Annotated in this window: 22 protein-coding genes and 1 riboswitch; of the genes, 5 read left to right on the top strand and 17 right to left on the bottom strand. The window is 70.0% G+C overall.

Annotated elements, in window-relative coordinates:
* Positions 1-25 precede the first annotated feature (25 nt).
* Both ACFY9N_RS16075 and ACFY9N_RS16070 read left to right on the top strand, forming a co-directional pair.
* Positions 26-529, top strand: coding sequence for an ankyrin repeat domain-containing protein (locus ACFY9N_RS16075; RefSeq protein WP_391479857.1), 504 nt, complete (start codon positions 26-28; stop codon positions 527-529).
* Between the two features lie 7 nt (positions 530-536).
* Positions 537-1,286, top strand: coding sequence for a sulfite exporter TauE/SafE family protein (locus ACFY9N_RS16070; RefSeq protein WP_391479856.1), 750 nt, complete (start codon positions 537-539; stop codon positions 1,284-1,286).
* Positions 1,287-1,437: 151 nt separating this feature from the next.
* Here ACFY9N_RS16070 and ACFY9N_RS16065 read toward each other — a convergent pair whose 3' ends face one another.
* Positions 1,438-2,268 carry an SDR family oxidoreductase gene (locus ACFY9N_RS16065; RefSeq protein WP_391479855.1) on the bottom strand — a complete coding sequence of 277 codons (831 nt, stop codon included), beginning with the start codon at positions 2,266-2,268 and terminating at the stop codon, positions 1,438-1,440.
* 51 nt (positions 2,269-2,319) lie between these two features.
* Positions 2,320-3,084, bottom strand: a complete 765-nt coding sequence (locus tag ACFY9N_RS16060; protein WP_391479854.1) for an SDR family NAD(P)-dependent oxidoreductase — start codon at positions 3,082-3,084, stop codon at positions 2,320-2,322.
* A 246-nt stretch (positions 3,085-3,330) separates the two neighbouring features.
* Here ACFY9N_RS16060 and ACFY9N_RS16055 point away from each other — a divergent pair, with 246 nt between their 5' ends.
* Positions 3,331-4,056 (top strand): phosphotransferase, encoded by a 726-nt coding sequence (locus ACFY9N_RS16055; RefSeq protein ID WP_391479853.1) that lies wholly within the window; start codon positions 3,331-3,333, stop codon positions 4,054-4,056.
* A 10-nt stretch (positions 4,057-4,066) separates the two neighbouring features.
* On the opposite strand, the gene ACFY9N_RS16050 is transcribed toward ACFY9N_RS16055, so the two are convergent.
* The 3 genes from ACFY9N_RS16050 to ACFY9N_RS16040 form a co-directional block, all read right to left on the bottom strand.
* On the bottom strand, positions 4,067-4,858 hold the full coding sequence (locus ACFY9N_RS16050) for an energy-coupling factor transporter transmembrane protein EcfT (RefSeq protein ID WP_247633740.1): 792 nt from the start codon (positions 4,856-4,858) through the stop codon (positions 4,067-4,069).
* A complete protein-coding gene (locus tag ACFY9N_RS16045; RefSeq protein ID WP_391479851.1) occupies positions 4,855-6,312 on the bottom strand; it encodes an ABC transporter ATP-binding protein in 1,458 nt (485 codons plus the stop codon). Before ACFY9N_RS16045 ends, ACFY9N_RS16050 begins: the two co-directional genes overlap by 4 nt.
* Positions 6,312-6,998, bottom strand: a complete 687-nt coding sequence (locus ACFY9N_RS16040; RefSeq protein WP_391479850.1) for an ECF transporter S component — start codon at positions 6,996-6,998, stop codon at positions 6,312-6,314. The genes ACFY9N_RS16045 and ACFY9N_RS16040 overlap by 1 nt, the downstream gene beginning before the upstream one ends.
* A riboswitch (TPP riboswitch) is annotated at positions 6,989-7,100 on the bottom strand. (Overlaps the previous gene by 10 nt.)
* Before the next feature lie 83 nt (positions 7,101-7,183).
* Between ACFY9N_RS16040 and ACFY9N_RS16035 the strand changes: the two genes are divergently transcribed.
* The gene (locus ACFY9N_RS16035; protein ID WP_391479848.1) at positions 7,184-8,824 is read left to right on the top strand and encodes a D-alanyl-D-alanine carboxypeptidase family protein; all 1,641 of its coding nucleotides are present in this window, start codon (positions 7,184-7,186) and stop codon (positions 8,822-8,824) included.
* A gap of 456 nt (positions 8,825-9,280) precedes the next feature.
* Here ACFY9N_RS16035 and ACFY9N_RS16030 read toward each other — a convergent pair whose 3' ends face one another.
* The 3 genes from ACFY9N_RS16030 to ACFY9N_RS16020 all read right to left on the bottom strand — a co-directional run bounded on the left by ACFY9N_RS16030 (position 9,281) and on the right by ACFY9N_RS16020 (position 14,492).
* Positions 9,281-11,542 carry an ABC transporter ATP-binding protein gene (locus ACFY9N_RS16030; protein WP_391479847.1) on the bottom strand — a complete coding sequence of 754 codons (2,262 nt, stop codon included), beginning with the start codon at positions 11,540-11,542 and terminating at the stop codon, positions 9,281-9,283.
* Positions 11,539-13,266, bottom strand: coding sequence for an ABC transporter ATP-binding protein (locus ACFY9N_RS16025; RefSeq protein WP_391479845.1), 1,728 nt, complete (start codon positions 13,264-13,266; stop codon positions 11,539-11,541). The genes ACFY9N_RS16030 and ACFY9N_RS16025 overlap by 4 nt, the downstream gene beginning before the upstream one ends.
* Positions 13,267-13,430: 164 nt before the next feature.
* Positions 13,431-14,492 carry an enoyl-CoA hydratase/isomerase family protein gene (locus tag ACFY9N_RS16020; RefSeq protein WP_391479843.1) on the bottom strand — a complete coding sequence of 354 codons (1,062 nt, stop codon included), beginning with the start codon at positions 14,490-14,492 and terminating at the stop codon, positions 13,431-13,433.
* Positions 14,493-14,604: 112 nt separating this feature from the next.
* Between ACFY9N_RS16020 and ACFY9N_RS16015 the strand changes: the two genes are divergently transcribed.
* Positions 14,605-16,527, top strand: coding sequence for an ATP-binding cassette domain-containing protein (locus ACFY9N_RS16015; protein WP_391479841.1), 1,923 nt, complete (start codon positions 14,605-14,607; stop codon positions 16,525-16,527).
* A gap of 77 nt (positions 16,528-16,604) precedes the next feature.
* On the opposite strand, the gene ACFY9N_RS16010 is transcribed toward ACFY9N_RS16015, so the two are convergent.
* From ACFY9N_RS16010 to ACFY9N_RS15970, 9 genes are all read right to left on the bottom strand, one after another.
* Positions 16,605-17,051, bottom strand: a complete 447-nt coding sequence (locus ACFY9N_RS16010; RefSeq protein WP_391479840.1) for a hypothetical protein — start codon at positions 17,049-17,051, stop codon at positions 16,605-16,607.
* A gap of 85 nt (positions 17,052-17,136) precedes the next feature.
* Positions 17,137-18,459: a glutamate-1-semialdehyde 2,1-aminomutase gene (locus tag ACFY9N_RS16005; protein WP_391479839.1), complete on the bottom strand. Its 1,323-nt coding sequence runs from the start codon at positions 18,457-18,459 to the stop codon at positions 17,137-17,139.
* Between the two features lie 32 nt (positions 18,460-18,491).
* Positions 18,492-19,469: a porphobilinogen synthase gene (hemB, locus tag ACFY9N_RS16000; protein WP_391479838.1), complete on the bottom strand. Its 978-nt coding sequence runs from the start codon at positions 19,467-19,469 to the stop codon at positions 18,492-18,494.
* Positions 19,466-20,266: a uroporphyrinogen-III synthase gene (locus ACFY9N_RS15995; RefSeq protein WP_391479837.1), complete on the bottom strand. Its 801-nt coding sequence runs from the start codon at positions 20,264-20,266 to the stop codon at positions 19,466-19,468. Before ACFY9N_RS15995 ends, hemB begins: the two co-directional genes overlap by 4 nt.
* Entirely contained in the window at positions 20,266-21,258 is a 993-nt protein-coding gene (hemC, locus tag ACFY9N_RS15990; RefSeq protein ID WP_391479836.1) for a hydroxymethylbilane synthase, read from the bottom strand. Before hemC ends, ACFY9N_RS15995 begins: the two co-directional genes overlap by 1 nt.
* 7 nt (positions 21,259-21,265) lie before the next feature.
* On the bottom strand, positions 21,266-21,943 hold the full coding sequence (gene hemQ, locus ACFY9N_RS15985; RefSeq protein ID WP_391479834.1) for a hydrogen peroxide-dependent heme synthase: 678 nt from the start codon (positions 21,941-21,943) through the stop codon (positions 21,266-21,268).
* A 118-nt stretch (positions 21,944-22,061) separates the two neighbouring features.
* The gene (locus ACFY9N_RS15980; protein WP_391479833.1) at positions 22,062-22,331 is read right to left on the bottom strand and encodes a hypothetical protein; all 270 of its coding nucleotides are present in this window, start codon (positions 22,329-22,331) and stop codon (positions 22,062-22,064) included.
* Positions 22,318-22,728: a phage holin family protein gene (locus tag ACFY9N_RS15975; protein WP_391479832.1), complete on the bottom strand. Its 411-nt coding sequence runs from the start codon at positions 22,726-22,728 to the stop codon at positions 22,318-22,320. Before ACFY9N_RS15975 ends, ACFY9N_RS15980 begins: the two co-directional genes overlap by 14 nt.
* 2 nt (positions 22,729-22,730) lie before the next feature.
* Entirely contained in the window at positions 22,731-23,192 is a 462-nt protein-coding gene (locus ACFY9N_RS15970) for a hypothetical protein (RefSeq protein WP_391479831.1), read from the bottom strand.
* Positions 23,193-23,241: the final 49 nt, after the last annotated feature.

Raw genomic sequence — 23,241 nt, 5'->3', positions numbered from 1 at the left:
TACCAGAACCACGCGGACGGGACGGATGCTGGCCACCGGAGCACTCGCGCTCGGCGTGATGTTCTCGGCGTCGGCCTGCACGGCATCCGCTCCCGTCCCGTCGTCCGCTGCCACCGACCCGCCCGCCGAGGAGGCCCCCGTGTCCGATGCCACCCGCGAACTGCTCGCCGCCGCGACCGAGGGCGACGCCGACCGCGTGCGCACGGCTCTGGCCGACGGCGCCGACATCGAGGCGCGCGGCGCGGGCGGGACGACGGCGCTGGTCGCCGCGACGAAGGCGAATCGTGCCGCCGCCGCTCGCGTGCTCATCGAGGCCGGCGCCGACCCCGATCACGTGAACAACCTCGGCTGGACTGCGCTGCACGAGGCGATCGTGCTGGGCGACGGCTCGGCCGTCTACGCCGAGGCCGTGCGTGCGCTCATCGACGGCGGCGCCGACGTGTCGATCCGCGACGGCGACGGCGTCCTGCCCCGCGACCTCGCCGTCGCTCGCGGATACGACGCTCCCATCGCCGAGATCGATCGATGATCGCCCCGTGATCGCCCTCGATCCCTGGGCATGGGTCGCGCTCGCCCTCGCGGCGCTGACGATCGGCATCTCGAAGACGGCGCTCCCCGGCGGCAGCATCCTCGCGATCGCCCTGTTCGCGGCGGTGCTTCCGGCCCGCACGTCGACCGCGGCGATGCTGCTGCTCCTGATGGTCGGCGACGTGTTCGCCCTCATCGCCTACCGCCGGCACGCGCACTGGCCGACGCTGCTGCGCCTCGCGCCCGCCGTCGTGCTGGGGTTGCTGGCCGGTTTCGCGTTCCTGGCGCTCACCGGAGACGGTGTGGTGCGACGCGCGATCGGCGTGATCCTCCTGGTGATGATCGCGGTGACGCTGTGGCGCCGGTGGCGCCAGAACAGAACGGATGCCGTGGGGCCGAGACGCGGCGGCATCCTGCTCGCGGGCACCTACGGCACACTCGGCGGGTTCACGACGATGGTCGCGAACGCCGGGGGCCCGGTGATGTCGATGTACTTCCTCGCGACGCGCACCCCGGTGCAGGTGTTCCTCGGCACCTCGGCGTGGTTCTTCGCGATCATCAACCTGATCAAGGTGCCGTTCCTCGCGGGGCTCGGACTCTTCGAGGGGCAGGTGCTGCTGATGGATGCCGCGCTCGTCCCGCTCGTCGTCATCGGTGCGCTGATCGGGCTCGCCGTCGCCAAGAGGCTCGATCAGCAACTCTTCGACCGCATCGTCATCGTGCTCACGGTGCTCGGCGCGGTGTACCTGCTCTTCTGAGCGACGCGCGGTGGGCCCTTCGACAAGCTCAGGGACCCAGTGACTTCGGGCGGGGCCCTTCGACAAGCTCAGGGACCCAGTGGCGCGACAGGGAGAGGTAACGCAACTGGGTCGCTGAGCCTGTCGAAGCGTCCCCCGCGAGCCACCCGCCTCAGTCGAGGAAGATGTCGGGGAACAGCGCCGAATCCGGGGTCCCCGGGATCGCGGCGTAGCCCGAGAAGTCGGTCACCCCGGCGGCCTCGAGCACGTCCTCGACGATGAGCGTCTGCCCCGTGTACGACCCGGCCGGCTGCAGGAGCACCTCGTACGCGGCATCCGCATAGATGTCGGGGGTGCGGCTCGCGGCCATGACCTTGTCGCCGCCGAGCAGGTTCTGCACCGCCGCCGTCGCGATGGTCGTGCGCGGCCAGAGCGTGTTCGCCGCGATGCCGTCGCGCGCGAACTCCGCGGCGAGACCGAGCGTCGCCATCGTCATCCCGAACTTCGCGAGCGTGTACCCGGTGTGCGCACCGAGCCACTTCGGCGTGGGGTTGAGCGGCGGCGAGAGCGACAGGATGTGCGGGTTCTCGGCATCCTTCAGCATCGGCACGGCCGCGCGCGACAGCATGAACGTGCCACGGACGTTCACGTCCTGCATCAGGTCGTACTTCTTGGGGTCGAGGTCGAGCGAGCGCGAGAGGTCGATGACGCTGGCGTTGTTGACGACGATGTCGATGCCGCCGAACTCGCCCTGCGTCTTCATCACGGCCTCGGTGATGTCGGAGTCGTCACGCACGTCGCCGACGATCGCGAGCGCCTGCCCGCCGGCCGCGCGGATCTGCTCGGCGGCGGTGTGGATCGTGCCCTCGAGCTTGGGGTGCGGGGTGTCGGTCTTCGCGAGCATGGCGATGTTCGCGCCGTCCGCGGCGGCGCGCAACGCGATCGCGAGTCCGATCCCGCGGCTGCCGCCGGACATCAGGATGGTCTTTCCTTCGAGTGACATGGGTCTCCTTTTGGGTCGAATGCCGGGGCGATCGATTTACTTCGGCGCCATTTACTTCGGCGCCATGCGGATCGCGCCGTCGAGGCGGATCGTCTCGCCGTTGAGGTAGTCGTTCTCGACGATGTGCTGCACGAGGGCGGCGTACTCGTCGGGTCGGCCGAGGCGCGAGGGGTGCGGCACCTGCTGACCGAGCGAGTCCTGCGCGGCCTGCGGCAGGCCCATGAGCATCGGGGTCTCCATGATGCCGGGCGCGATGGTGACGACGCGGATGCCGTAGCGCGCGAGCTCACGGGCGACCGGAAGGGTCATCGCGTGCACGCCGCCCTTCGACGCGGCATACGCGGGCTGGCCGATCTGCCCGTCGAACGCGGCGACGCTGGCGGTGTTCACGATCACGCCGCGGTCGTTCCCGTCACCGAGCAGAGAGTTCTTCGCGATGACGGCGGATGCCTGCGACAGCACGTTGAACGTGCCGACGAGGTTGATGCGCACGATGCGCTCGAAGTCGGCGAGCACGGCGGGATTGCCGTCGCGGTCGAGCACCTTCGCGGGCGGCGCGATGCCGGCGCAGTTGACCACGACGCGCAGCGGGGCGACCGCCTGCGCCTGGGCCACGGCATCCTGCACCTCGTCGACGCTGGTGACGTCGGCCGGCACGAAGAGTCCGCCGAGCTCGTCGGCGAGTTCGGCCCCCTTCGACGTCGAGAGGTCGATGATCGTGATGTGAGCGCCGTCGGCGGCGAGCCGACGCGCGGTCGCGAGCCCCAACCCCGAGGCGCCGCCCGTGATGAGCGCGCCCTGTCCGCTGATCTGCATGGTGTTCTCCTTCGAACGTCGACTCGACCGATCAGGTCGTGCGACTGAGTCTCAGCCTACGTGGTTCTTGGTTTCACCACGATCCCTCGGGACGGCCGCGTGTGAGCGAGCCTACGCCGGTCGGCGTTCACAACTCCGGAGAATCGAGCCCGCGGACCCGGCTCACCCCCGGAATGACGCGGAGCCACGCCCGGGGCACACCCGATTCTGAGGAGTTATGAACGCGCGGCGCGGCAGACTGGAGGGATGAGCATCCCCGACACCTCTCTCGAGGTCCCTGCGCGCGTGCGCGGCCTCGCCGGTCGGGCCGCCGTGACCCCGGTCTGGCGCAACAACATCGGGGGCCTCACCTTCCGCGCCGACGACGGGCGCTACATCAAGTGGGGGCCGCTCGACGACGAGGCGAACATGCACGACGAGGCCGAGCGGATGCGCTGGGCCCGCCGCTGGATCGCGGTGCCCGAGGTGCTCGCGCAGGGCGAGGACGACGCCCACGAGTGGCTCGTCACCCGGGCGCTCGACGCGTTCAGCGCCGTCGACCCCCGATGGGCGGGCAGGGCCGAGATCGCGGTGCCCGCCGTCGGTCGTGCCCTGCGGATGCTGCACGATACGCTCCCCGTCGCCGACTGCCCATGGGAGTGGAGCGTCGAGTGGCGCGTCTCGAATGCCGCCGAGCGCGGCGTCATCGTGCCGACCGAGCTGCACACGGCACCGCCGATCGACCGTCTCGTCGTGTGCCACGGCGACGCCTGCATGCCCAACACGCTCCTCGACGCCGTCGGTGACCCGGTCGCACACGTCGATCTCGCCGCCCTCGGACTCGCCGACCGCTGGGCCGATCTCGCCGCGGCGGCCCTCAGCACCGGATGGAACTTCGGCCCCGGGTGGGAGGACACCCTGCTCGAGGCCTATGGCGTCGAGCGTGACGACGAGCGGCTCGAGTTCTATACACGGCTCTGGAACGAGACCTGAGCACCCCGCGCTAGGAACTCGGCCCGAGGATGAAGTTCCACGCCCCGGTCGCGATCGCGGCGGCCACGGCCACTCCGGAGATCGCGAGACCGATCGCGAGCAGCATCCATTCGGCCGCACCGAACCGCGACTCGCGCGCCCACGTGCGCCGGCCGGGCGCTCCGAAGCCGCGCGCCTCCATAGCGGTCGCCAGCTTCGCCCCCCGGCGGATCGAGAGCACGAGCAGTGCGAAGGCCATGCCGAAGAAGCGGCGGATGCGTCCGCGATCGGCGACCCCGCGGGCCCGTCGCGCGAGTTCGAGCGCCCGCCAGTCGTCGAGGAACAGCCCGATCATGCGCAACCCGGCGAGCGCACCGAGCACGAACCGGGCGGGCAGTTTGAGCACCTGCGCGAGCCCGTCGGCGAGGTCGGTGGGGTCGACGGTGATGAACAGCACGACCGACGGCAGCGCGATCGCGAGCACGCGCAGGAACGTCGCGAGGGCGAGAGCGAGCGACCCGTCGCTGATGCGCAGCACGAACCACTCGACGTAGATCGTGCCGCTCGTCTCGCCGTAGAGGGCGATCGTGACCGCGGTGAGTGGCGCCGCGAGCCACACGGGCCAGGTACGCAGCCAGAACTCGCGCCACCCGATGCCGGCGAAGAAGAACAGCACGCACTCGAGCACGAGGGCGACGGAGGCCGAGACCGGATCGAGTGTGAGGATCAGCGGGATCGCGATCAGGGCGCTCACCCCGAGCTTGGCGACGGGGTTGATGCCGGCGATGCGTCCGGTGCGAGCGGTGGTGTCGAGGACGGTCATCGGATGCCGCCCAGCTCGTAGCGTTCGGCGTGGAGTGCGCGAGCGACATCGAGGTCGTGCGTGATCGTGACGATCGCGGTGCCCTCGTCGCGCAGAGCGGCGAGCATCGCGACGAGTTCGGCCCAGGTGCGGGCGTCCTGCCCGAAGGTCGGCTCGTCGAGCACGAGCATCCGCGGTCGGGTGGCGAGGGCCGCTGCGACCGTCAGCCGCCGCTTCTCCCCGCCCGACAGCGTGTACGGGTTGGCGCGCGCGAGGCGGTCGAGGCGCAGTCGGTGCAGCAGTTCGTCGCTGCGCGCCACGATCTCGTCTTCCGGGATGCCGAGGGCGCGCGGGCCGACCGCGAGCTCGTCCTGCACGGTCTTCGCCAGCAGTTGGTGCTCGGGCTCCTGGAAGACCATGCCGATGCGGGTGAGCAGATCACGCGACGCCCAGTCGATCGGGGCCCGACCGATGTCGGCGGCGAGCGCAGCGGATGCCGTGACCGCACCGCCCGCAGGCTGCAGGAGCCCGGCGAGCGTGAGCCCGAGGGTCGACTTGCCGGCCCCGTTCGGTCCGGTGATCGCGAGAACCTGCCCTGCATGCACGTCGAGGTCGATGCCGGTTGCGACCGGCTTACCCTTCACCCGGGCGACGGCGAGGTCGCGGGCCGAGATCAGCACCTCACCGGGCGTCGACAGTGGGGCGGGCGGAGCATCCGGAGTGAACCCGGGAACCCACACGCCGTCGGACGCGAGCCGGCTACCCTGCTCCCCGAGCACCTGCGCGGGCGATCCATCGGCGACGACCCCGCCCTGCCCGACGACGATCACCCGGGTGATGAGCGGCAGCCACACGTCGAGACGGTGCTCGACGACGATCAGCGTCGCGGGGTGCGCCTGCAGCATCCGCTCCACCGCGTCGCGCACCTCGACCACACCCTCGGGATCGAGGTTGGCGGTCGGCTCGTCGAGCAGTACCAGGCCCGGACGCATCGCCAGGATGCCGGCGAGCGCGAGCCGCTGCTTCTGCCCGCCCGACAGCGCCTTGGTCGGGCGATCGAGGGGCACATCGAGGCCGACCGCGTCGAGCGCCTGCGTCACACGCGGCCAGATCTCGGCGCGCGGGATGCCGAGATTCTCGCACCCGAAGGCGACGTCGTCACCGACCCGGGCGAGGATCACCTGCGAATCCGGGTCCTGCAGCACGAGGCCGGTGCGTCCGCGCGTCGCGGCGGCCATCTGCCCGTCGACGAGCAGCGAGCCCTGCGACTCGCCCTCCTCGTCGCCACCGAGTACCCCGGCGAGGCCCTGCAGCAGCGTCGACTTGCCGGCACCGGACGCGCCGAGCACGAGCACGCGCTCGCCCGGTTCGATCCGGAACGAGACGTCCTGCAGCGCCCACGCCAACCGGCTGGCGTGACGCCAGCCCCACGCGGTCGCCTCGACCGTCGCGGGGCCGGCCTGATCCGTCGTCATCAGACGCGGACGCGCGCCTCACGGCCCGAACCGAACCGGTCGAGCGCTCCCGTGGCCGCGATACCGCGCGCCAGCACCCACGACAGGGCCCCGGCGATCACCGCGCCCGATACGACCGTGCTGATCAGGTAGATCACCGTGAACTCGGTGCCCGACCCGGCGTACCAGAGGATGAGGTTGTTGATACCGCCCGCGAGGGCCGCGCCGGCTCCGGCGAGGATCGCGACGGGCAGCGACCAGCGGCGGTAGAAGAAGAGCAGGAAGATCAGCTCGGCGCCGAGCCCCTGCACGAGGCCGGCCTCGAGCGTGAGGAATCCGCCCCACTGGTTGCCGATCAGCGCTGACACGACCGCGGCGAGCAGCTCGACGTAGATCGCCGCGCCCGCCTTGCGGATGATCAGTCCGCCGAGCACACCGGCGAACAGCCACGGCCCGTCGAGCAGCCCCTGCAGGCCCGGGAGCAGCGGCTCGAGGAGCGCCTTCGGGCCGAGGTAGCCGACGTTCCAGGCCAGGAAGATCAGGCCGGCGGCGACACCGAGCACGCTGGCGACGACGATGTCGACGACGCGCCAGCGCCAGATGCTGGCGGCGGCCTTCGCGGATGCCGGCTTCGTCGCGGCGGATGCCGGTGCGGATGCCGTCTCGCCGGCGTTCTTCGCGGCGGATTCGGGCGTGGACGTAGTCATCTGAACTCCTCCCTGCGCTGGCATGACCCAGATCAGGTTCGACGGTCGAAGCGCGATTCGCTCCCTCTCAGCCCGGCTCGCCGGACTCCCGTGGTTGTGCTGACCAGCATACCCGCGCGCCGACACCCGCGCCCGCCCGTGACGCATCGCCGCAGATCAGCCCGGGGATTGGGTACCGTAAACGGGTGACCCTCCCTCCCGCCGACGCCGACATCGCCGCTGCGCCCGACTCCGGCGCGCGCGCGGCCGACGCCCCGGGCGAGTCCACTGGCGTGGCGACGGCATCCGTTCCGGCAGACGCGGCGCCGGCAGGGGCGGCGCTGGCAGAGGCGAGCGTGTCGTCGCCGGCACAGGGCGACGCCGTCGCCCTGGAAGGCGCGGACGCGGGTGTCGCGAGTGCTGACCTCGACGGCGTCGATGCCGAGACCGATGGCGAGGCATCCGATGCACCGGAGACGCCCGAGGCCGCATGGGCCGATGAGAAGCGCCCGGCCACCGCCCTGACCTGGATCGACACCGCTGCTGTGGCAGCGGGCTCCGCTGCGCGCACCTATGACGAGCCATACGTCGAGGATCCTGCCGTCGCGATCATGCGCGGCGCCCGCCTGCGCCCGGCGATCGCGAGCGCCCGCGTGCTCGTGCCGATCGGCATGGTGCTCGGGCTGGTCGGCGCCTACGCGGGCACGACCCTCCTCTGGCCGCTGCACGAGGTCGCCCCCACCGTTCATTCGGTCGAGTTCACCACGGTCGCGGCTCCCGCGGCCACGGTCACCTGGCCCGGCGTCGGGAGCGCGGCCGTCGGGGTGGGCGGCATCGGTTCCACGGCATCCTCGCTGGATGCTGCGAGCATCGCGAGTATCACCAAGGTGGTCAGCTCCCTGATGGTTCTCGATCAGATGCCCCTGGCGCTCGGCGAACAGGGCCCCGAATTCTCCTTCACCTACGCCGACAGCCAGACGTACTGGTCGTACCGGATCTCGGATCAGTCGTCGCTCGATGTGCCGGTCGGCGGGGTGCTCACGGAGTACCAGATGCTGCAGGGCACGCTGCTCGGCTCGGCGAACAACTACGTCGACCGTCTCGCGCGGGAGATCTGGGGGTCGGATCAGGAGTTCGCGGCCGCGGCCGAGGTGTGGTTGCGCGAGCGCGGGCTCAGCGACATCACGGTCGTCACGCCCTCGGGCTTCGACGTCGGCAACGTCGCGACCCCCGACGCGCTGGTGCGGCTCGGCGAGTTGGCGATGAAGAATCCCGTGTTCGCGGAGATCGTCGGCACACCGGCTGTCGAACTGCCGGGCGCGGGCCTGGTCACCAACACGAACGGTATGCTCGCCGATCCCGGCGTCGTCGGTATCAAGACCGGCACGCTCGTCGGGTGGAACCTGCTCACGGCGAAGAACGTGACCGTCGACGACAGCACGGTGCAGCTCTACGCCGCGGTGCTGAACCAGGACGACGACGAGCAGCGGCTCGCTGCCACTCGGTCGTTGTTCGCCGAGGTCGAGGCAGCACTCCTCGCCCAGGAACCCGCCGTTCCGGCCGGCACGGTCGTCGGTCAGGTGCGCACCGAGTGGGGCGAGGAGGTCGACATCGTGACGGATGCCGACGCCGACGTACTGCTCTGGAACGGCGCCGCGGCGACGACCTCGACGAGCTTCTCGCTTGGCGACGCGCGGGAGGGCGGCGACGCGGTGGGATCGCTGAGCACGACCGGCCCGATCGACGCGACGACGACGGAACTCGTGCTCGACGACGATGTCGAAGGCCCCGGCATCTGGTGGCGCCTCACGCACCCGCTCAACCTGTTCGGCCTCGACTCGGAGTAGGCGCGGGGTTCTTGACTCCGCGAGGGGCCGTCGCACAGCCCCTCCGGACCCGCCCGAGAGGCGTGTCGTGACTCTTCGCGCCCGAATGCAGATGTCCCTTCTCCCTGCAGATGAAGTCGGACCGTCACACCTGCACGGCTGGATCACGTCTGCACGGCGAGAACCGCGGGATCGCCGTGCAGACGTGCGCGCTCCGTGCAGACATGCGCGCTCCGTGCAGACGAGCGGACGTGAGCGAATGCCCGGGCAGGCAGTGAGCCCCGGCGGATGGCCGGGGCGAGCGGATGACGGGCAGCGAACGTGCTGCGGAGCGCAGCTGCTCACGCGCACGGCCGCCACGCACACGGCGCCACGCGCATGGGTGCCACGCGCGAAAGCGCCCCGGCCCGCGGGTGCGGGTCGGGGCGCTTCGTGGGGGCGTGAGCCCGGGTGCCGGTGGCGGGTAAGTTGCGGCGGTCAGCCGCGGCCGGTGTCACCTTCGGGAGACGGATGCTCGACCACGGCCTGAGCCGCAGCGGCCTCGGCTGCGGGCTGCTGGGCTCCGACCGATGCTCCGGCGACGGCATCCGCAGCGGCGGCCTCGGCGGCATCCGCGTCGTCGGCGTCACCCGTGATGACCGTCGGCGTCGACCCGGTGAGGGCCTCCTCGGCGTCGATGTCGGTCGCCGCCTGCTCGAACTGCGACTGGTACAGGCGCCAGTATGCGCCCTGTGCCGCGATGAGCTCGTCGTGCGTGCCCTTCTCGACGATGTCGCCGTGCTCCATCACGAGGATGAGGTCGGCGTCGCGGATCGTCGACAGACGGTGCGCGATCACGAACGACGTGCGCCCCTCACGGAGCGCCGCCATCGCGTTCTGCAGCAGCAGCTCGGTACGGGTGTCGACCGCCGAGGTCGCCTCATCGAGGATGAGGATCGACGGCTTGGCGACGAAGGCCCGGGCGATCGTGATGAGCTGACGCTCACCCGCCGAGACGTTCGACGCGTCCTCGTCGAGCACGGTGTCGTACCCGTCCGGCAGCGCATGCACGAAGCGGTCGACGTACGTCGCCTTCGCGGCCTCGAGCACCTCGTCATCGGTCGCGGTGGACCGACCGTAGCGGATGTTCTCGCGGATGCTGCCGTTGAAGAGCCACGGATCTTGCAGCACCATACCGGTGCGCGAACGCAGCTCGTCGCGGGTGACCTCGGAGATGTCCTGCCCGTCGAGCAGGATGCGCCCGCCGTTGAGCTCGTAGAACCGCATGATGAGGTTGACGAGAGTCGTCTTTCCTGCACCGGTGGGTCCGACGATCGCGACCGTCTGACCGGGCTCGACCCGGAACGAGAGATCGGTGATGAGTGGACGCTCGGGCGTGTACGAGAACGCGACGTTCTCGAACTGCACGACGCCCTCGCCGTCGGCGAGCTCCGGAGCATCGGGCGCATCGGCCTCCTGTTCTTCCGTGTCGAGCAGCTCGAACACGCGCTCGGCCGAAGCCGTACCCGACTGCACGACGGCCGCCATCCCGCCCAGCTCCGACAGCGGCTGAGTGAACTGCTGCGAGTACTGGATGAACGCCTGGACGTCGCCGAGACGCAACTGCCCGTTCGCGACCATGAGACCGCCGAGCACCGCGATGCCCACGTATGTCAGGCTGCCCACAAAGGTCATGGCCGGCATGATGATCCCCGAGAGGAACTGCGCCTTGAACGCCGCCTGGAAGAGCTCTTCGTTCTCGTCCTGGAACTTGTCGAGGGCATCCTGCTCACGCCCGAAGACCTTGACGAGCGCGTGACCCGAGAAGGCTTCTTCGACGCGGGCGTTCAGACGGCCCACCTTGCGCCACTGAGTACCGAACGCCTTCTGCGAGCGGGGCCCGATGACGCCGAAGATCACGCCCATGAGCGGGAGCGCCACGAGAGCGACCAGCGCGAGCTGCCACGAGATCGAGAACATGAGCACCAGCACGCCCACGACCGTGAGCACAGCCGTGATCGCGCCCGACAGCGACTGCTGCATCGTCTGCGTGATGTTGTCGATGTCGTTGGTCACACGCGAGATGAGGTCACCGCGCTGCACCTTGTCGAAGTACGACAGCGGCAGTCGGTTGATCTTCGCCTCGACCTGCTCACGCAGGCGCCACATGGTGCGCACCATGATGACGTTGATCACATAGCCCTGGACCCAGCTGAGGAACGCCGCGACCACGTAGATCGCGAGCACGGCGGCGATGACCCACCGCAACGCGTCGAAATCCACGCCGTCGCCGACCTGGAAGTCGCCGAGTGCGGCCACCTGATTGGCGTAGTCGGTCTGGTCGGCCTGTCGCAGAGTCGCCACCACGTCGTCCTGCGACGTACCGGCCGGGAAGCCGGGGAAGTCCCCGTTCGCTTGGCCCAGCTGGACGGAGAGGAACCCCTTGTAGATGAGGTTCGTCGCCTCACCGAGGACCTTGGGCGCCGCGACGGTGAGCACGACTCCGATCGCCCCGAGGATCGACACGATGACGAACCAGACCGCCGAGGGCTTGAGGAGCCCGATCATGCGGGAGAAGCTCTTGCCGAAGTTGTCGGCCTTCCCGGGAGCGACGCTGTCCCAGCCACCGCCGTCCTGTCGGGCCTTCTCGGCGAGCTCCGCCTCGTACTTCTCCTCGTCGGTCAGTTCGACCTCGACGACAGTGGTCGCCGGCGCCGCGGCACGACCGCGCCGCTTCTGCGGTGAGTTCTGCTCGCTCATGCGTCCACCCCCAGCTGCGACTCGACGATCTCTCGATAGGTCGCGCTCGTCTCGAGCAGCTCCTCGTGCGTGCCGACACCGACCATGGTGCCGCCTTCGAGCACGACGATTCGGTCGGCATCGGTGATCGACGAGACGCGCTGCGCGACGACGATCTTCGTCACGTGCGGCAGCTCTCGCCACAACGCCTGCCGCAGGTGCGCATCGGTCGTGAGGTCGAGCGCCGAGAACGAGTCGTCGAACACCAGGATCTGCGGCTGATGAACGATCGCGCGGGCGATCGCGAGTCGCTGTCGCTGACCACCGGAGACGTTCGTTCCGCCCTGGGTGATGCGCGATTCGAGGCCCTGCGGCATCTCTTCGACGAAGTCCCGACCCTGGGCGATCTCGAGCGCCTGCCAGAGCTCTTCGTCGGTCGCGTCCTCGCGCCCGTAGCGCAGGTTCGATGCGACGGTGCCCGTGAAGAGGAAGGGGCGCTGCGGTACGAGACCGATCGTCGCCCACAGCGACTCGACATCGGCGGAGCGCACGTCGGCGCCGCCGACGAACACCGCGCCTCCCGACACGTCGAACAGACGCGGGATGAGCGAGACGAGCGTCGTCTTGCCGGCACCGGTGGAACCGACGATCGCGACCGTCTCTCCCGGCTCTGCAGCGAAGCTGATCCCCGTGAGAACGGGCGCGTCGGCACCCGGGTAGGTGAACTCGACGTCGTCGAAGGCGACCGAACCGGGAGCGGGGAACGACGTGACGCCGTTCGTCGGACGCTCCATGCTCGAGACCGTGTCGAGGACCTCACCGATGCGCTCTGCCGAGACGGCGGCGCGCGGAATCATGATCGCCATGAAGCTGGCCATGATGACACCGCCCATGATCTGGCCGATGTACTGCATGAACGCGAAGATCGTGCCCACCTGCACCGTGCCGCTGTTGACCTCGACACCGCCGAACCAGACGACCGCCACGACCGTGACGTTGAGGATCAGCATGAAGAGCGGGAAGAGCAGCACGAAGAGCGAACCGACCTTGCGGCCGACGACCATGATGTCGGTGTTCGCCCCGCGGAAGCGCTCTTCCTCGATGCGCTCGCGCACGAACGCGCGCACGACGCGGACGCCGGTGAGCTGCTCGCGCATCACGCGGTTCACGGTGTCGAGCTTGCCCTGGTAGCTGCGGAACAGCGGGACCATCCGGCTGACGATGATTCCCGCGACGATCAGCAGCAGCGGCACCGAGACGGCGATGAGCCAGCTCAGCCCGATGTTCGTCTGCACCGCGAAGATGATGCCGCCGATCGCCAGCAGCGGAGCGGTGACGAGCATGGTCGCCCCCATCATCGCCAGCATCTGCACCTGCTGCACGTCGTTCGTGTTGCGGGTGATGAGGGATCCGGCGCCGAACTGCGAGACCTCGCGCTCGGAGAATCCGCTCACCTTGCGGAAGACGTCGGCGCGGATGTCACGGCCGGCGCCCATCGATGCGCGAGCGGCGAAGTACGTCGCGATGATCGCAGCGACGATCTGACCCAGCGACACGGCGAGCATGAACAGTCCCGTGCGCCAGATGTAGTCGGTGTCGGACTGTGCGACGCCCTTGTTGATGATGTCTTCGTTGAGACGCGGCAGGTACAGAGTGGCGAGCGCGCTGGCGAACTGGAAGACCAGCACGGCCGCGAGCAGCCATTTATATCTGGACAGATATCGAACGAGGATTTTACCCAGCACAGGCGGACTTTCTGAGAGGTGAAGCTGCGGACTCAGGTGTGGGGGAATTGGGCGACCGCGATCGGCCACACCATAGAGTGCCACGAAGGTCCGACATTCGTACCGTCGAGTTCGGAACCTTCGCTCACAGCGAACCACTCGAAGGCGCGAGAACGCACGGAATCTCAGAACAGCGGCGTCTCCGGCACGTACGCGCGGGCGTCCGCTCCGGCATCCGCCCCGAGCTCGGCGAGCGACGCCGGCTGCCACTTCGGGTCGCGGTCCTTGTCGACCAGCTGCGCGCGGATGCCCTCGACGAGATCCGGGTGCTCGTGCACGAACCACAGCACCCGGCGGTACTCGCCCTCGAGCGCTTCCCGCAACCCGGACGCCGCCCGCGCCTCGCGCACCGCCTCGAGCGTCACGACCAGCCCGGTCGGCGCGAGCCCCTCGAGCAGATCGGCCGTGGCGGCGGCATCCGTCGTTCCCTGCGCCTGCAGCCGGTCGACGATCTCGAAGACCGTGTCGGCGGAGAAGGCGTCGTCGATCCACGCCGGCGACGGCGACAGCTCCGACGGCTCCGGCGTCTCGTCGAACAGCAGCACGATCTCGCTGGGCCCGGTCGGATCGGCACGGAAGGCGAGCGCTTCGCGCAGGGCGTCGAGGTTGGCGGAGGGCACGTAGTAGTCCGCGAAGCCGAGGGCGATGGCATCCGCGCCACTCATCGATCCGCCCGTCAGGGCGAGGTACTCGCCGACGCGGCCCGGCGCACGTCCCAGCAGCCAGGTACCCCCGACGTCGGGGGTGAAGCCGATGCGCGTCTCGGGCATCGCGAGCTTCGAGCGCTCGGTCACGATGCGGATCGCCGCGTGACCGGCGAGGCCGATGCCGCCGCCCATCGTGATGCCGTCGGCGAAGGCGACGATCGGCTTCGGATACTCGGCGATCATGGCGTTGAGCGCGTACTCCGCGCGGAAGAAGTCGGCCGTCGCCTCGGGATGCCCCGACACGATCTGCGCGTGCAGGGCGCGCACGTCTCCCCCGGCGCAGAAGCCGCGCTCGCCCTCGCCGTCGAGTAGCACGATCTGCACGTCGGTGTCGGTGCGCCAGGCCTCGAGCGCCGCGGTGAGCGTCTGCACCATACCCAGGTCGAGGGCGTTGATCGCCTCGGGCCGCTGCAGTGTGAGCCGCCCCAGAGCCCCTTCCGTGCGGACGAGGACGCGGTCGGCAGCAGAGGTCTCGGTCACGGGAGCCAGGCTACCCCGGTCGCCGCGCGGGCTCGCAATCCACAGGAAATGCGCGATCCGAGCGGTTTTCCGGCAGGATAGGGGGAATTGACCAAGCAAGGAGAGGTCGCGCATGGCCAACGGACAGGTTCTCGAATTCTCGGGCGTGACGAAGCGCTTCAATGAGGTGACCGCCGTTTCCGACTTCTCTGCTCGGATCGAGCCGGGTGCGGTCACCGCATTCCTCGGCCCCAACGGTGCCGGCAAGACGACGACGCTGCGGATGCTTCTGGGCCAGGTGCGCCCGACGTCCGGCACCGCGACGATCGGCGGCCAGTCGTACGCCGACCTGCGCCAGCCGCTGCGGGTGATCGGTTCGGTTCTCGAGGAGACCGTCTACCGCCCGCGCCGCACCGCGAGCCGTCAGCTCACCATCGCCGCCAAGGCGAACGACATCCCGCTCGGCCGCGTCGCCGAGGTGCTCGCGCTGGTCGGGCTCGAGAACGAGGCGGATGCCCGCATCGGAGGCTTCTCCCTCGGCATGCGCCAGCGCCTGAGCGTCGCGAACGCCCTGCTCGGCGACCCGGGAGCCCTCGTGTTCGACGAGCCCGCGAACGGACTCGACCCCGAAGGCATCCGCTGGATGCGCCTGCTCATGCGCCGTCTCGCCGACGAGGGCCGCACCGTGCTGGTGTCGTCGCATGTGCTCAGCGAGGTCGAGCAGGTCGCCGACAACGTGCTCGTCCTCTCGAAGGGGCAGCTCGTGCTCGCGAGCGGTATCGAGGAGCTCGCCGATCCCTCGGCGGGCGCCGTCATCGTCGATGCGGCCGATCGCGCCGCGCTGACCGCCGCCCTCGCCGCCGCCGGTTTCGACATCGAGATCCTGCGCTCCGGCCTCACGGTGCGCGGCACCGACGCCCGCCGCGTGGGCGCGGTCGCCGCGGATGCAGGAATCGCCCTCACCACGCTCGTGCAGCGCGGCCCGACGCTCGAAGACGTCTTCATCCAGCTGACCCGCGGCGGTCGGCTCGAGCCGCACGCCGGCCTTCTGGCCACGCAACTCGTCGCTCCCCCGGCGGCGCCGGCGGCTCCTGCCGAGACTCCGGCGGAGACCGCCGCTCCGGCAGATGCAGACGCGGATGCCACGACGGACGAAACGGCAGCGCTGGCGGCATCCGCCATCGCCGCGGACGCTGCGGCCGCGGTTCCCGGCGGCCCCGTCGCGGCGGCCGTCGTCGCCTCCGGCGCGGGAGCGGCGATCGTGAACGACGGCGACGTGGTCGAGGAACAGGCGGATGCCGAGGGCTCCGTCGACGTCTCGATCGACGACGCAGCCGCACCGGACGCATCCGAAGGGGCCGACGCATCCGACGGTGCCGATGAGGACCGCGCATCCGATGAAGGCAGCGCCGACGCGACCGACGTCGAGGAGACGGCCGACGTCGAGCCGACGGCCGAGGAAGATCCCGTCACCGACGCGGATGCCCCGCAGGACGCCCCGATCGAGGTATCGGCTGCGGGACTGCCCTCCTTCGACGACATCCTCTTCGGTAACGGCACCCCGGCCGAGGAGGAGGCTTCGTCCTTCCCGGGCGTCGATGCTCCGGCCCACGCCGTCGATGGCGAGGCCGCGGGCGTGCCGATCGGCGAGGAGGCCGGGGTCGAGGTGTTCGACGACCTGGGTCCTTCGACCGACAGCGCCGACGAGGAGACCGCGGAGGAGCAGGCCGAGGAGGTCGACCCGCGCTCGGCCGCGGTGAGCTCGATGCTCGCCGATGCCGCCCGCACCTATTTCGAGGACGAGCCGAAGGACTACCCCCTCGGTGAGGCACCCGCAGAGACGACCGACGACGCGGTCACCGACGAGAGCCGCGACGGCGAAGCATCCGACGAATCCGCCCCCGCCGACGGCGCTCCGCGCACCACGGTGATCGAGATCATCCCGGAGGTCCCGCTCACGGCGACCGACGACGAGCTCGCCAACGCCGACGACTACGACCAGGGCGACGAGTCCGACCAGCACCACGAGCACGGCGAGTACCGCCCGCGCGACTGATCACCCGCCGCACAGCGAAGCGCCCTCCCGACCGACGGTCGAGAGGGCGTTTCGCTGTGGTCTGCGAGAGCAGCGGCTCAGGCGGGCCGCGGCCGGATCACCGGGCGGCGGGGCTGCTTCGTGGGGATCGAGCCGGTCGACACGATCTCCTCGACGTCGGCGGGCTCCTGGGAGACCTCGAGCCGCAGAGCCTGGGTCAGGGCGAGGCCGTGCCGGGTGGTCAGGATGAGGCGGCGGTACTGCTCATCGCCCGTGAGGTCGATCACGACGCTCGGGCGGCGTTTGCGGATGAGTACGAAGTCGGTGCTGCCCGCGGCCTTCCACGTTCCCGCGGCGAGGATGCCGGGGATGTGGGTGCCGGGGTTCGGAACGCCGCGGAGCCACGTCCAGGCATCATCGGTGAGCTGCACCTTGGTGATCGTCTCGCGCACGATGCGGAGGTTGTCGCGGTGGAAGCTCGCGGCACGTTCCAGCGGCGAGAGCACGATCTCGAGTTGCGTCTGATCCAACAGCAACGTCACCATGACACCCAGTCTGCCAGCGGCATCCTCCCAGTTGTCTGGATCTTGCTCACAGGAACACAACGATCCGTTGTGGGAATACGCTCACTCAGGGGCGGGCGGATGCCGCGGCGGCGGCCGCGAGGGGCAGCGCCGCCTCGATGCGCAGGAGTTCCTCATCACCGTGGGCGGCGGTGAGGAACCACGCCTCGAACACGCTCGGCGGCAGGGCGATGCCCTGCTCGCGCAGGGAGTGGAAGAACGGTGCGTAGCGGAACGACTCCTGCGCCTGGGCCTCGGCGTAGTCGCGGGGCGCGGAAGCGCGGAACGAGGCGTTGAAGAGGTTCCCGGCCTTCGCCACCGCGTGCTCGACCCCGGCATCCGCGAGCGCCGCGTCGAGCGCGCGCGAGAGCCGGTCGGCGGCCGCGTCGATGGTCGCGTAGACCTCGGGCGTCGCGAGGCGCAGCGTGGCGAGACCCGCCGCGACGGACAGCGGGTTCCCCGAGAGCGTGCCGGCCTGATAGACCGGGCCCAGCGGCGCCAGGAGGTCCATGACGTCGGCGCGCCCACCGAGCGCGGCCAACGGCATCCCTCCGCCGACGACCTTGCCGAAGGTGACGATATCGGGCAGGTAGTCCTCGCCCTCCGCGGCCTGCAGGCCCCAGAAACCGGCCGGGTGCACGCGGAAGCCCGTGAGCACCTCGTCGAGGATCATCAGCGCGCCGTGCGCGTGGGCGGTGTCGGCGATGAGGCGGTTGAACCCCGGCAGCGGGGCGACGACGCCCATGTTCGCCGCGGATGCCTCGACGATGACCGCCGCGATCCGCTGACCGTGCTCGGCGAAGACGGCCGCGAGTGCCTCGGGGTCGTTGTAGTCGATCACGAGCGTCTGCGCGGCGATCGGGGCGGGCACACCCGCCGACCCCGGTAGCGCGAGCGTCGCGACGCCTGAGCCCGCTGCGGCCAGGAGCCCGTCGGAGTGACCGTGGTAGTGGCCCGCGAACTTCACCAGCAGATCGCGACCGGTCGCCCCGCGGGCGAGACGGATGGCGGTCATGGTCGCCTCGGTGCCCGTCGACACCAGGCGCACGCGCTCGATGGGCCGGACCTCTCCGAAGCGCACCCGATCGGCGATCAGTGCCGCGAGTTCGACTTCTCCCTCGGTGGGAGCGCCGAACGACAGGCCACGGGTCGCGGCCTCCTGCACCGCCGCGACGACCTCCGGGTGCGCATGACCGAGCAGCGCAGGCCCCCACGAGGCGACGAGGTCGATGTACGTCGTGCCCGCGGCATCCGTCACCGTCGCTCCCTGCGCGGAGGCGAGGAAGCGGGGGGTGCCGCCGACCGAGCCGTAGGCCCGCACGGGCGAGTTCACTCCGCCGGGGATCACCGCACGGGCGGCGGAGAAGAGATCATCGTTGCGATCGGACATGGTGCTTCCTCTCGAAATGCGGCGGCGACCGATCAGTCGCGCAGCCAGCGGGCGGCCTCGGTCGCCCAGTACGTCAGAACGGCGTCGGCGCCGGCGCGGCGGATCGAGAGCAGCGACTCGAGGATCGCGGCGCGGCGGTCGATCCAGCCCTTCGCCGCGGCGGCCTCGATCATCGCGTACTCGCCCGACACCTGGTATGCCCAGACCGGAATATGCACGGTGTCACGCACCTCGCGCAGAACGTCGAGGAAGGCCATCGCCGGCTTGACCATGACGATGTCGGCGCCCTCCTGCTCGTCGACGACGGCTTCGCGCACGCCCTCGCGGCGGTTGCCGGGGTCGAGCTGATAGGTGCGACGGTCCCCGCTGAGCTGTGAGTCGACGGCTTCACGGAAGGGGCCGTAGAACGCGCTCGCGTATTTCGCCGCGTACGACATGAGGATCGTGTCGGTGAAGCCCTCGGCGTCGAGCGCCCGGCGGATGGCGGCGACCTGCCCGTCCATCATCCCGGAGAGCCCGAGCAGCTGCGAACCCGCGCGCGCCTGGGCGAGAGCCATCGAGGTGTAACGCTCGAGGGTCGCGTCGTTGTCGACGGCGCCATGCGCGTCGAGCACACCGCAATGACCGTGATCGGTGAACTCGTCGAGGCAGAGATCGGTCTGCACGACGAGGGCGTCGCCGACCTCGGCGGCCAGCGCCTCGGTCGCGAGGTTCAGGATGCCGTGCGGCGCGTCCGCACCGGATCCGCGGGCATCACGCACCGCGGGGACACCGAACAGCATGACGCCACCGACGCCGGTCTCGGCCGCTTCGACGGCCGCCGCGCGGAGCGAGTCCATCGAGTGCTGGACGACCCCGGGCATGGATCCGATCGGCGCGGGGTCGGTGAGACCTTCACGCACGAACATCGGCAGGACGAGCTGCTGCGGCTGCAGGCTGGTCTCGCGCACGAGCTGGCGGACGGCCGGCGACTGGCGCAGACGTCGCAGGCGCACCTCGGGGAAGCTCACGGCGTGAACTCGTCGGCGGAGTGCGGAAGGGTGAAGTGCGAAACCGCGTCGATCAGGGCGTCGACCGTCTGGCGATCCGCGACCACCGACACCGGCAGCCCGGCATTGCGGGCATCGCGCGCGGTACGCGGACCGATCGCCGCGAGCAGCGTGTCATCGGGGATCTCGGGGAACTGCTCGCGCACCTGCTCGGCGACCGAACCGCTCGTGATGAGGATCGCGTTGATGCGGCCGTTCTCGACGTCGCGCTTGATGCGATCCGTCACCGGCACGCCGACCGTGCGATACGCCACCACGCTGTCGACGTCGTGCCCCGCCTCGTTGAGCAGCACGCTCAACACCGGCTTGGCGATCTCGCTTCGGAGGGCGAGGATGCGACGCGGTTCGGTCTCGAGCGAGATCATCTGCTGCGCCATTCCCTCGGCGGAGTTGTCCTGCGAGGGCACCAGCGCGACCTCGTACCCGACCGCCTGCAACGCCGCGGCCGTGGTCTCACCGACCGCCGCGATGCGCGTCGTCGCCGGCACGACCGCACGGTGCGCGAAGAGCACGTCGACCGTGGTCGCGCTCGTCACCGTCAGCCAATCGTAGGCGCCGGCCGCGAGCTGCTCGAGGGCGACGTCGAGCGCCGCCTGATCGGTCGTCGGCGCGAAGTTGATGAGAGGCGCGACGACGGGGACCGCTCCCTGCAGACGCAGGCTCGCGGCGACGCCGTCGCCCCAGGGGCCTCCGCGGGGGACGAGGATCCGCCAGCCGTCTAGAGGCTTGTCGTGCTTCGATTCGGGTGTCGTGGTCATCAGGATTGCTCTCGGGGGACGAGGTCGGCCGCCCCTTGTTCGAGCAGCCGACGGGCGACAGCCAATCCCAGCGATCGAACAGCCTGGATCGGATCTGCACCATCGGCAGCATCCGCATCATTGCCACTGCCGTTCCGTTGAATATACCCCTCGTTCAGAGGTTCGGTGACGTCGAGCCCGATCCGGCGATCGCTCTCGGGGTCGTAGACGACCGTCCTGACGCGGATCTCGGCCCCTTCGACGACGGCGTGCGCAGCCATGGGGGCTTGACATCCGGCGTCCAGACCCTCGAGGATCGCGCGCTCGAGCGTGATCGCGAGGCGGGTGGGCGCATCGTCGAGAGCAGCGAGGGCGTCGCGCAGTTCGGCCGGGGCATCCGCGGTGGTCTCGACCGCGAGCGATCCCTGCCCCGGAGCCGTCGGCCACTCGGTCAGCCCCAGCTTCTCCCGATGCAGCGGGGAATCCGTCCCCAGGCGCGACAGGCCCGCGGCGGCGAGGATGACGGCGTCCAGCTCACCCGAAGCGACGCGAGCGAGGCGCGAGTCGACGTTGCCGCGCAGGTCGACGACCGTCGACTGCGGCGCGCGACGGCGCACCTGCGCGATACGGCGGGGCGACCCCGTGCCGACCGTGCTGCCCGCGTGCAGTTCGTGCAACGGCGTGCCGCCGCGCGTGATGACGACATCGCGGGCGTCTTCACGCACGGGGGTCGCGGCGATCACGAGGCCCTCGGGGATCGCGGTCGGCAGGTCCTTGAGCGAGTGCACAAGGAAGTCGCACTCCCCCGCCAGCAGAGCCTCGCGCAGACGCGTGGCGAAGATGCCCTGCCCACCGATCTCCGACAGCGAGGCACGGTTGGTGTCGCCCTCGGAGGTGATCGGGACGAGAACGACGGGGCGGCCGACGACCTTCTCCAGGGCGACGGCGACGTGACCGGACTGAGCCTGCGCGAGGGCGCTGCGGCGGGTGCCGAGACGGATCGGAGTGGTCACGGCCGGCCTACTGCAGCACGTCCGCGATCTCGTCGAACCGGAGCCTGCGCCCCGTGTAGAAGGGCACCTCCTCCTTCACGAAGCGTCGAGCCTCGGTGTACCGGAGATCGCGCATCATGTCGACGAGATCGGTGACGTCATCGGCCTCCATCGGGAGGATCCACTCGTAGTCGCCCAGCGCGAAGGCCGCGACGGTGTTGGCGACGACGCCGGTGAACGCGGCGCCCTTGCGCCCGTGGTCGATGAGCATCTCGCGACGCTCGCCCTCCGGGGCGAGGTACCACTCGGGCGTGCGCACGAACGGGTAGAGGCAGAGCCAGTCCTTGGGCTCGACGCCGCGCAGGAAGCCCGGCACGTGGGCCCGGTTGAACTCGGCGTCGCGGTGCACGCCCATGACGTTCCAGACGGGCAGGAGCGAACGCAGCAACTCGGTGCGGCGCAGACGGCGCAGCGCCTTCTGCAGGTCTTCGGCGGTGTCACCGTGCAGCCAGACCATGAGGTCGGCGTCGGCCTTGAGACCCGAGACGTCGTAGAAACCGCGGACGGTGATGCCGGAGTCCTCGATGTGCGAGACGATCGTCTCGAGTTCGGTCGAGTCGGACTCGGTGACCGCCGCATCGGGGTTGCGTCGCCACACGGCCCAGAGGGTGAAGCCGGACGGGTTCTCTGCGCTCTCATCGGACATGATCCCAGTCTGCCCCTTTTATCGGGCGGCGGCGAATGCGGCCCGGCGTGCAAAAACCGTCGCCTCGAAACGACGACGCCCCGGAACCTCAGTTCCGGGGCTTCGCGAAGAGAAGCGGTCAGCGCGAGATGGCGCGCGCGATCACCCAGACGGCGCTGCCGACGACGGCCGCCGCTCCGACGGCGATCGCGATCGCCCCCGCGGGGTTGCGTTCGGAGAAGTGCCGCAGGCGCACAGCCGCACGCTTCGAGGCCTTGTCGAGGCGACGCGGCACGTTGCCCTTGATCTCGATGGCGGCGAGGGCCGCCTTGAGTTCCGCCCGCGCCGAAGCGACCGGGTCGACGATACCGGCGGGGACAGCGGTGATCGGCAGGTCAGAATTCGTCATTGTCGCCGGCCTCCTTCACGATGCGAACGTCTGTGGCGACGGCCTGCGCGGGGTTCTCCCGGCGCAGCACCTTGCGGAACTTGAGAAGACCGAGCAGCGCGAAGAACAGCACGGCCAGGATCAGGATGCCGAACACCGCCAGTGCCGAGAGCCACACGGGCCACCACGACGCGATGCCCGCGATGGCGAAGACGAGCAGCACCGGGATCGCCCAGAACAGGAAGAACAGGGCGACGACGAACCACAGGGAGCCGATACCGGCATCCTTCGCGGTGCGCGAGACCCACGCCTTTGCGGCGTTGATCTCGGCCTTGACGAGGTTCGAGACGAGTTCGGGGAGGTCGCCGATCAGCGACAGGAAGCTGTCATCGGCGCGGTCGCGATAGCCGCGGGGCATGATCAGTTCCCGGTCTTCTTCGCGGCGGGCTTACGCGCGGCCGGCTTTTTGGCGGCGGGCTTGCGAGCCGCCCCGGTCGACGAAGACGCGTTGGCGGAGGAGGTCTTCGAGGTCGAGGACTTCTTCGCGTCGTCTACGCGCTCCTTCACCTCTTCGGCGGCATCCTCGAGGTCCTCGGCGACGTCCTTGCCCGCAGCGATCACCGAGTCGAGCTTCTGCCCGGGGGTGCCGTCACCGCCGACCGACTTGATGACCTTCACGGCACCGTTCCAGAGAGCGCCGGGAACCGCTGCGGCCTTCTGGCCCACGAAATCCTTCACCTGGTCGACGCGCTCCTGCACGGGGTCGAGGTTCCAGACCTTGAGCCACTGCGTCTTGATCTGCTCGTAGCGCTCCCGCCCGGCACGTGTGCCGAGGACGTAGCCGACGCCGAGTCCGACGACGAGTCCGATCTTCCCCTTCATGGGGTCTCCTCACGTTGTTCCGGTCGAGCCGCAGGCGTTCGATCCCCGT

Source organism: Microbacterium sp. NPDC008134, from assembly GCF_042957055.1.
Lineage (GTDB): Bacteria > Actinomycetota > Actinomycetes > Actinomycetales > Microbacteriaceae > Microbacterium.
Note: the sequence above shows the minus strand (reverse complement) of the source record. Positions and strands in the feature narration are given on the sequence as shown.

Coding starts and splice junctions, on each gene's coding strand:
- ACFY9N_RS15970 (WP_391479831.1), bottom strand. CDS start 23,192: ATGAAGGGGAAGATCGGACTCGTCGTCGGACTCGGCGTCGGCTACGTC.
- hemQ (WP_391479834.1), bottom strand. CDS start 21,943: ATGTCCGATGAGAGCGCAGAGAACCCGTCCGGCTTCACCCTCTGGGCC.
- ACFY9N_RS15995 (WP_391479837.1), bottom strand. CDS start 20,266: ATGACCACGACACCCGAATCGAAGCACGACAAGCCTCTAGACGGCTGG.
- ACFY9N_RS16065 (WP_391479855.1), bottom strand. CDS start 2,268: ATGTCACTCGAAGGAAAGACCATCCTGATGTCCGGCGGCAGCCGCGGG.
- ACFY9N_RS16015 (WP_391479841.1), top strand. CDS start 14,605: ATGGCCAACGGACAGGTTCTCGAATTCTCGGGCGTGACGAAGCGCTTC.
- ACFY9N_RS16010 (WP_391479840.1), bottom strand. CDS start 17,051: ATGGTGACGTTGCTGTTGGATCAGACGCAACTCGAGATCGTGCTCTCG.
- ACFY9N_RS16050 (WP_247633740.1), bottom strand. CDS start 4,858: ATGACCGTCCTCGACACCACCGCTCGCACCGGACGCATCGCCGGCATC.
- ACFY9N_RS16045 (WP_391479851.1), bottom strand. CDS start 6,312: ATGACGACGGATCAGGCCGGCCCCGCGACGGTCGAGGCGACCGCGTGG.
- ACFY9N_RS15980 (WP_391479833.1), bottom strand. CDS start 22,331: ATGACGAATTCTGACCTGCCGATCACCGCTGTCCCCGCCGGTATCGTC.
- ACFY9N_RS16055 (WP_391479853.1), top strand. CDS start 3,331: ATGAGCATCCCCGACACCTCTCTCGAGGTCCCTGCGCGCGTGCGCGGC.
- ACFY9N_RS16040 (WP_391479850.1), bottom strand. CDS start 6,998: ATGACTACGTCCACGCCCGAATCCGCCGCGAAGAACGCCGGCGAGACG.
- ACFY9N_RS15975 (WP_391479832.1), bottom strand. CDS start 22,728: ATGCCCCGCGGCTATCGCGACCGCGCCGATGACAGCTTCCTGTCGCTG.
- ACFY9N_RS16005 (WP_391479839.1), bottom strand. CDS start 18,459: ATGTCCGATCGCAACGATGATCTCTTCTCCGCCGCCCGTGCGGTGATC.
- ACFY9N_RS16030 (WP_391479847.1), bottom strand. CDS start 11,542: ATGAGCGAGCAGAACTCACCGCAGAAGCGGCGCGGTCGTGCCGCGGCG.
- ACFY9N_RS16075 (WP_391479857.1), top strand. CDS start 26: ATGCTGGCCACCGGAGCACTCGCGCTCGGCGTGATGTTCTCGGCGTCG.
- ACFY9N_RS16060 (WP_391479854.1), bottom strand. CDS start 3,084: ATGCAGATCAGCGGACAGGGCGCGCTCATCACGGGCGGCGCCTCGGGG.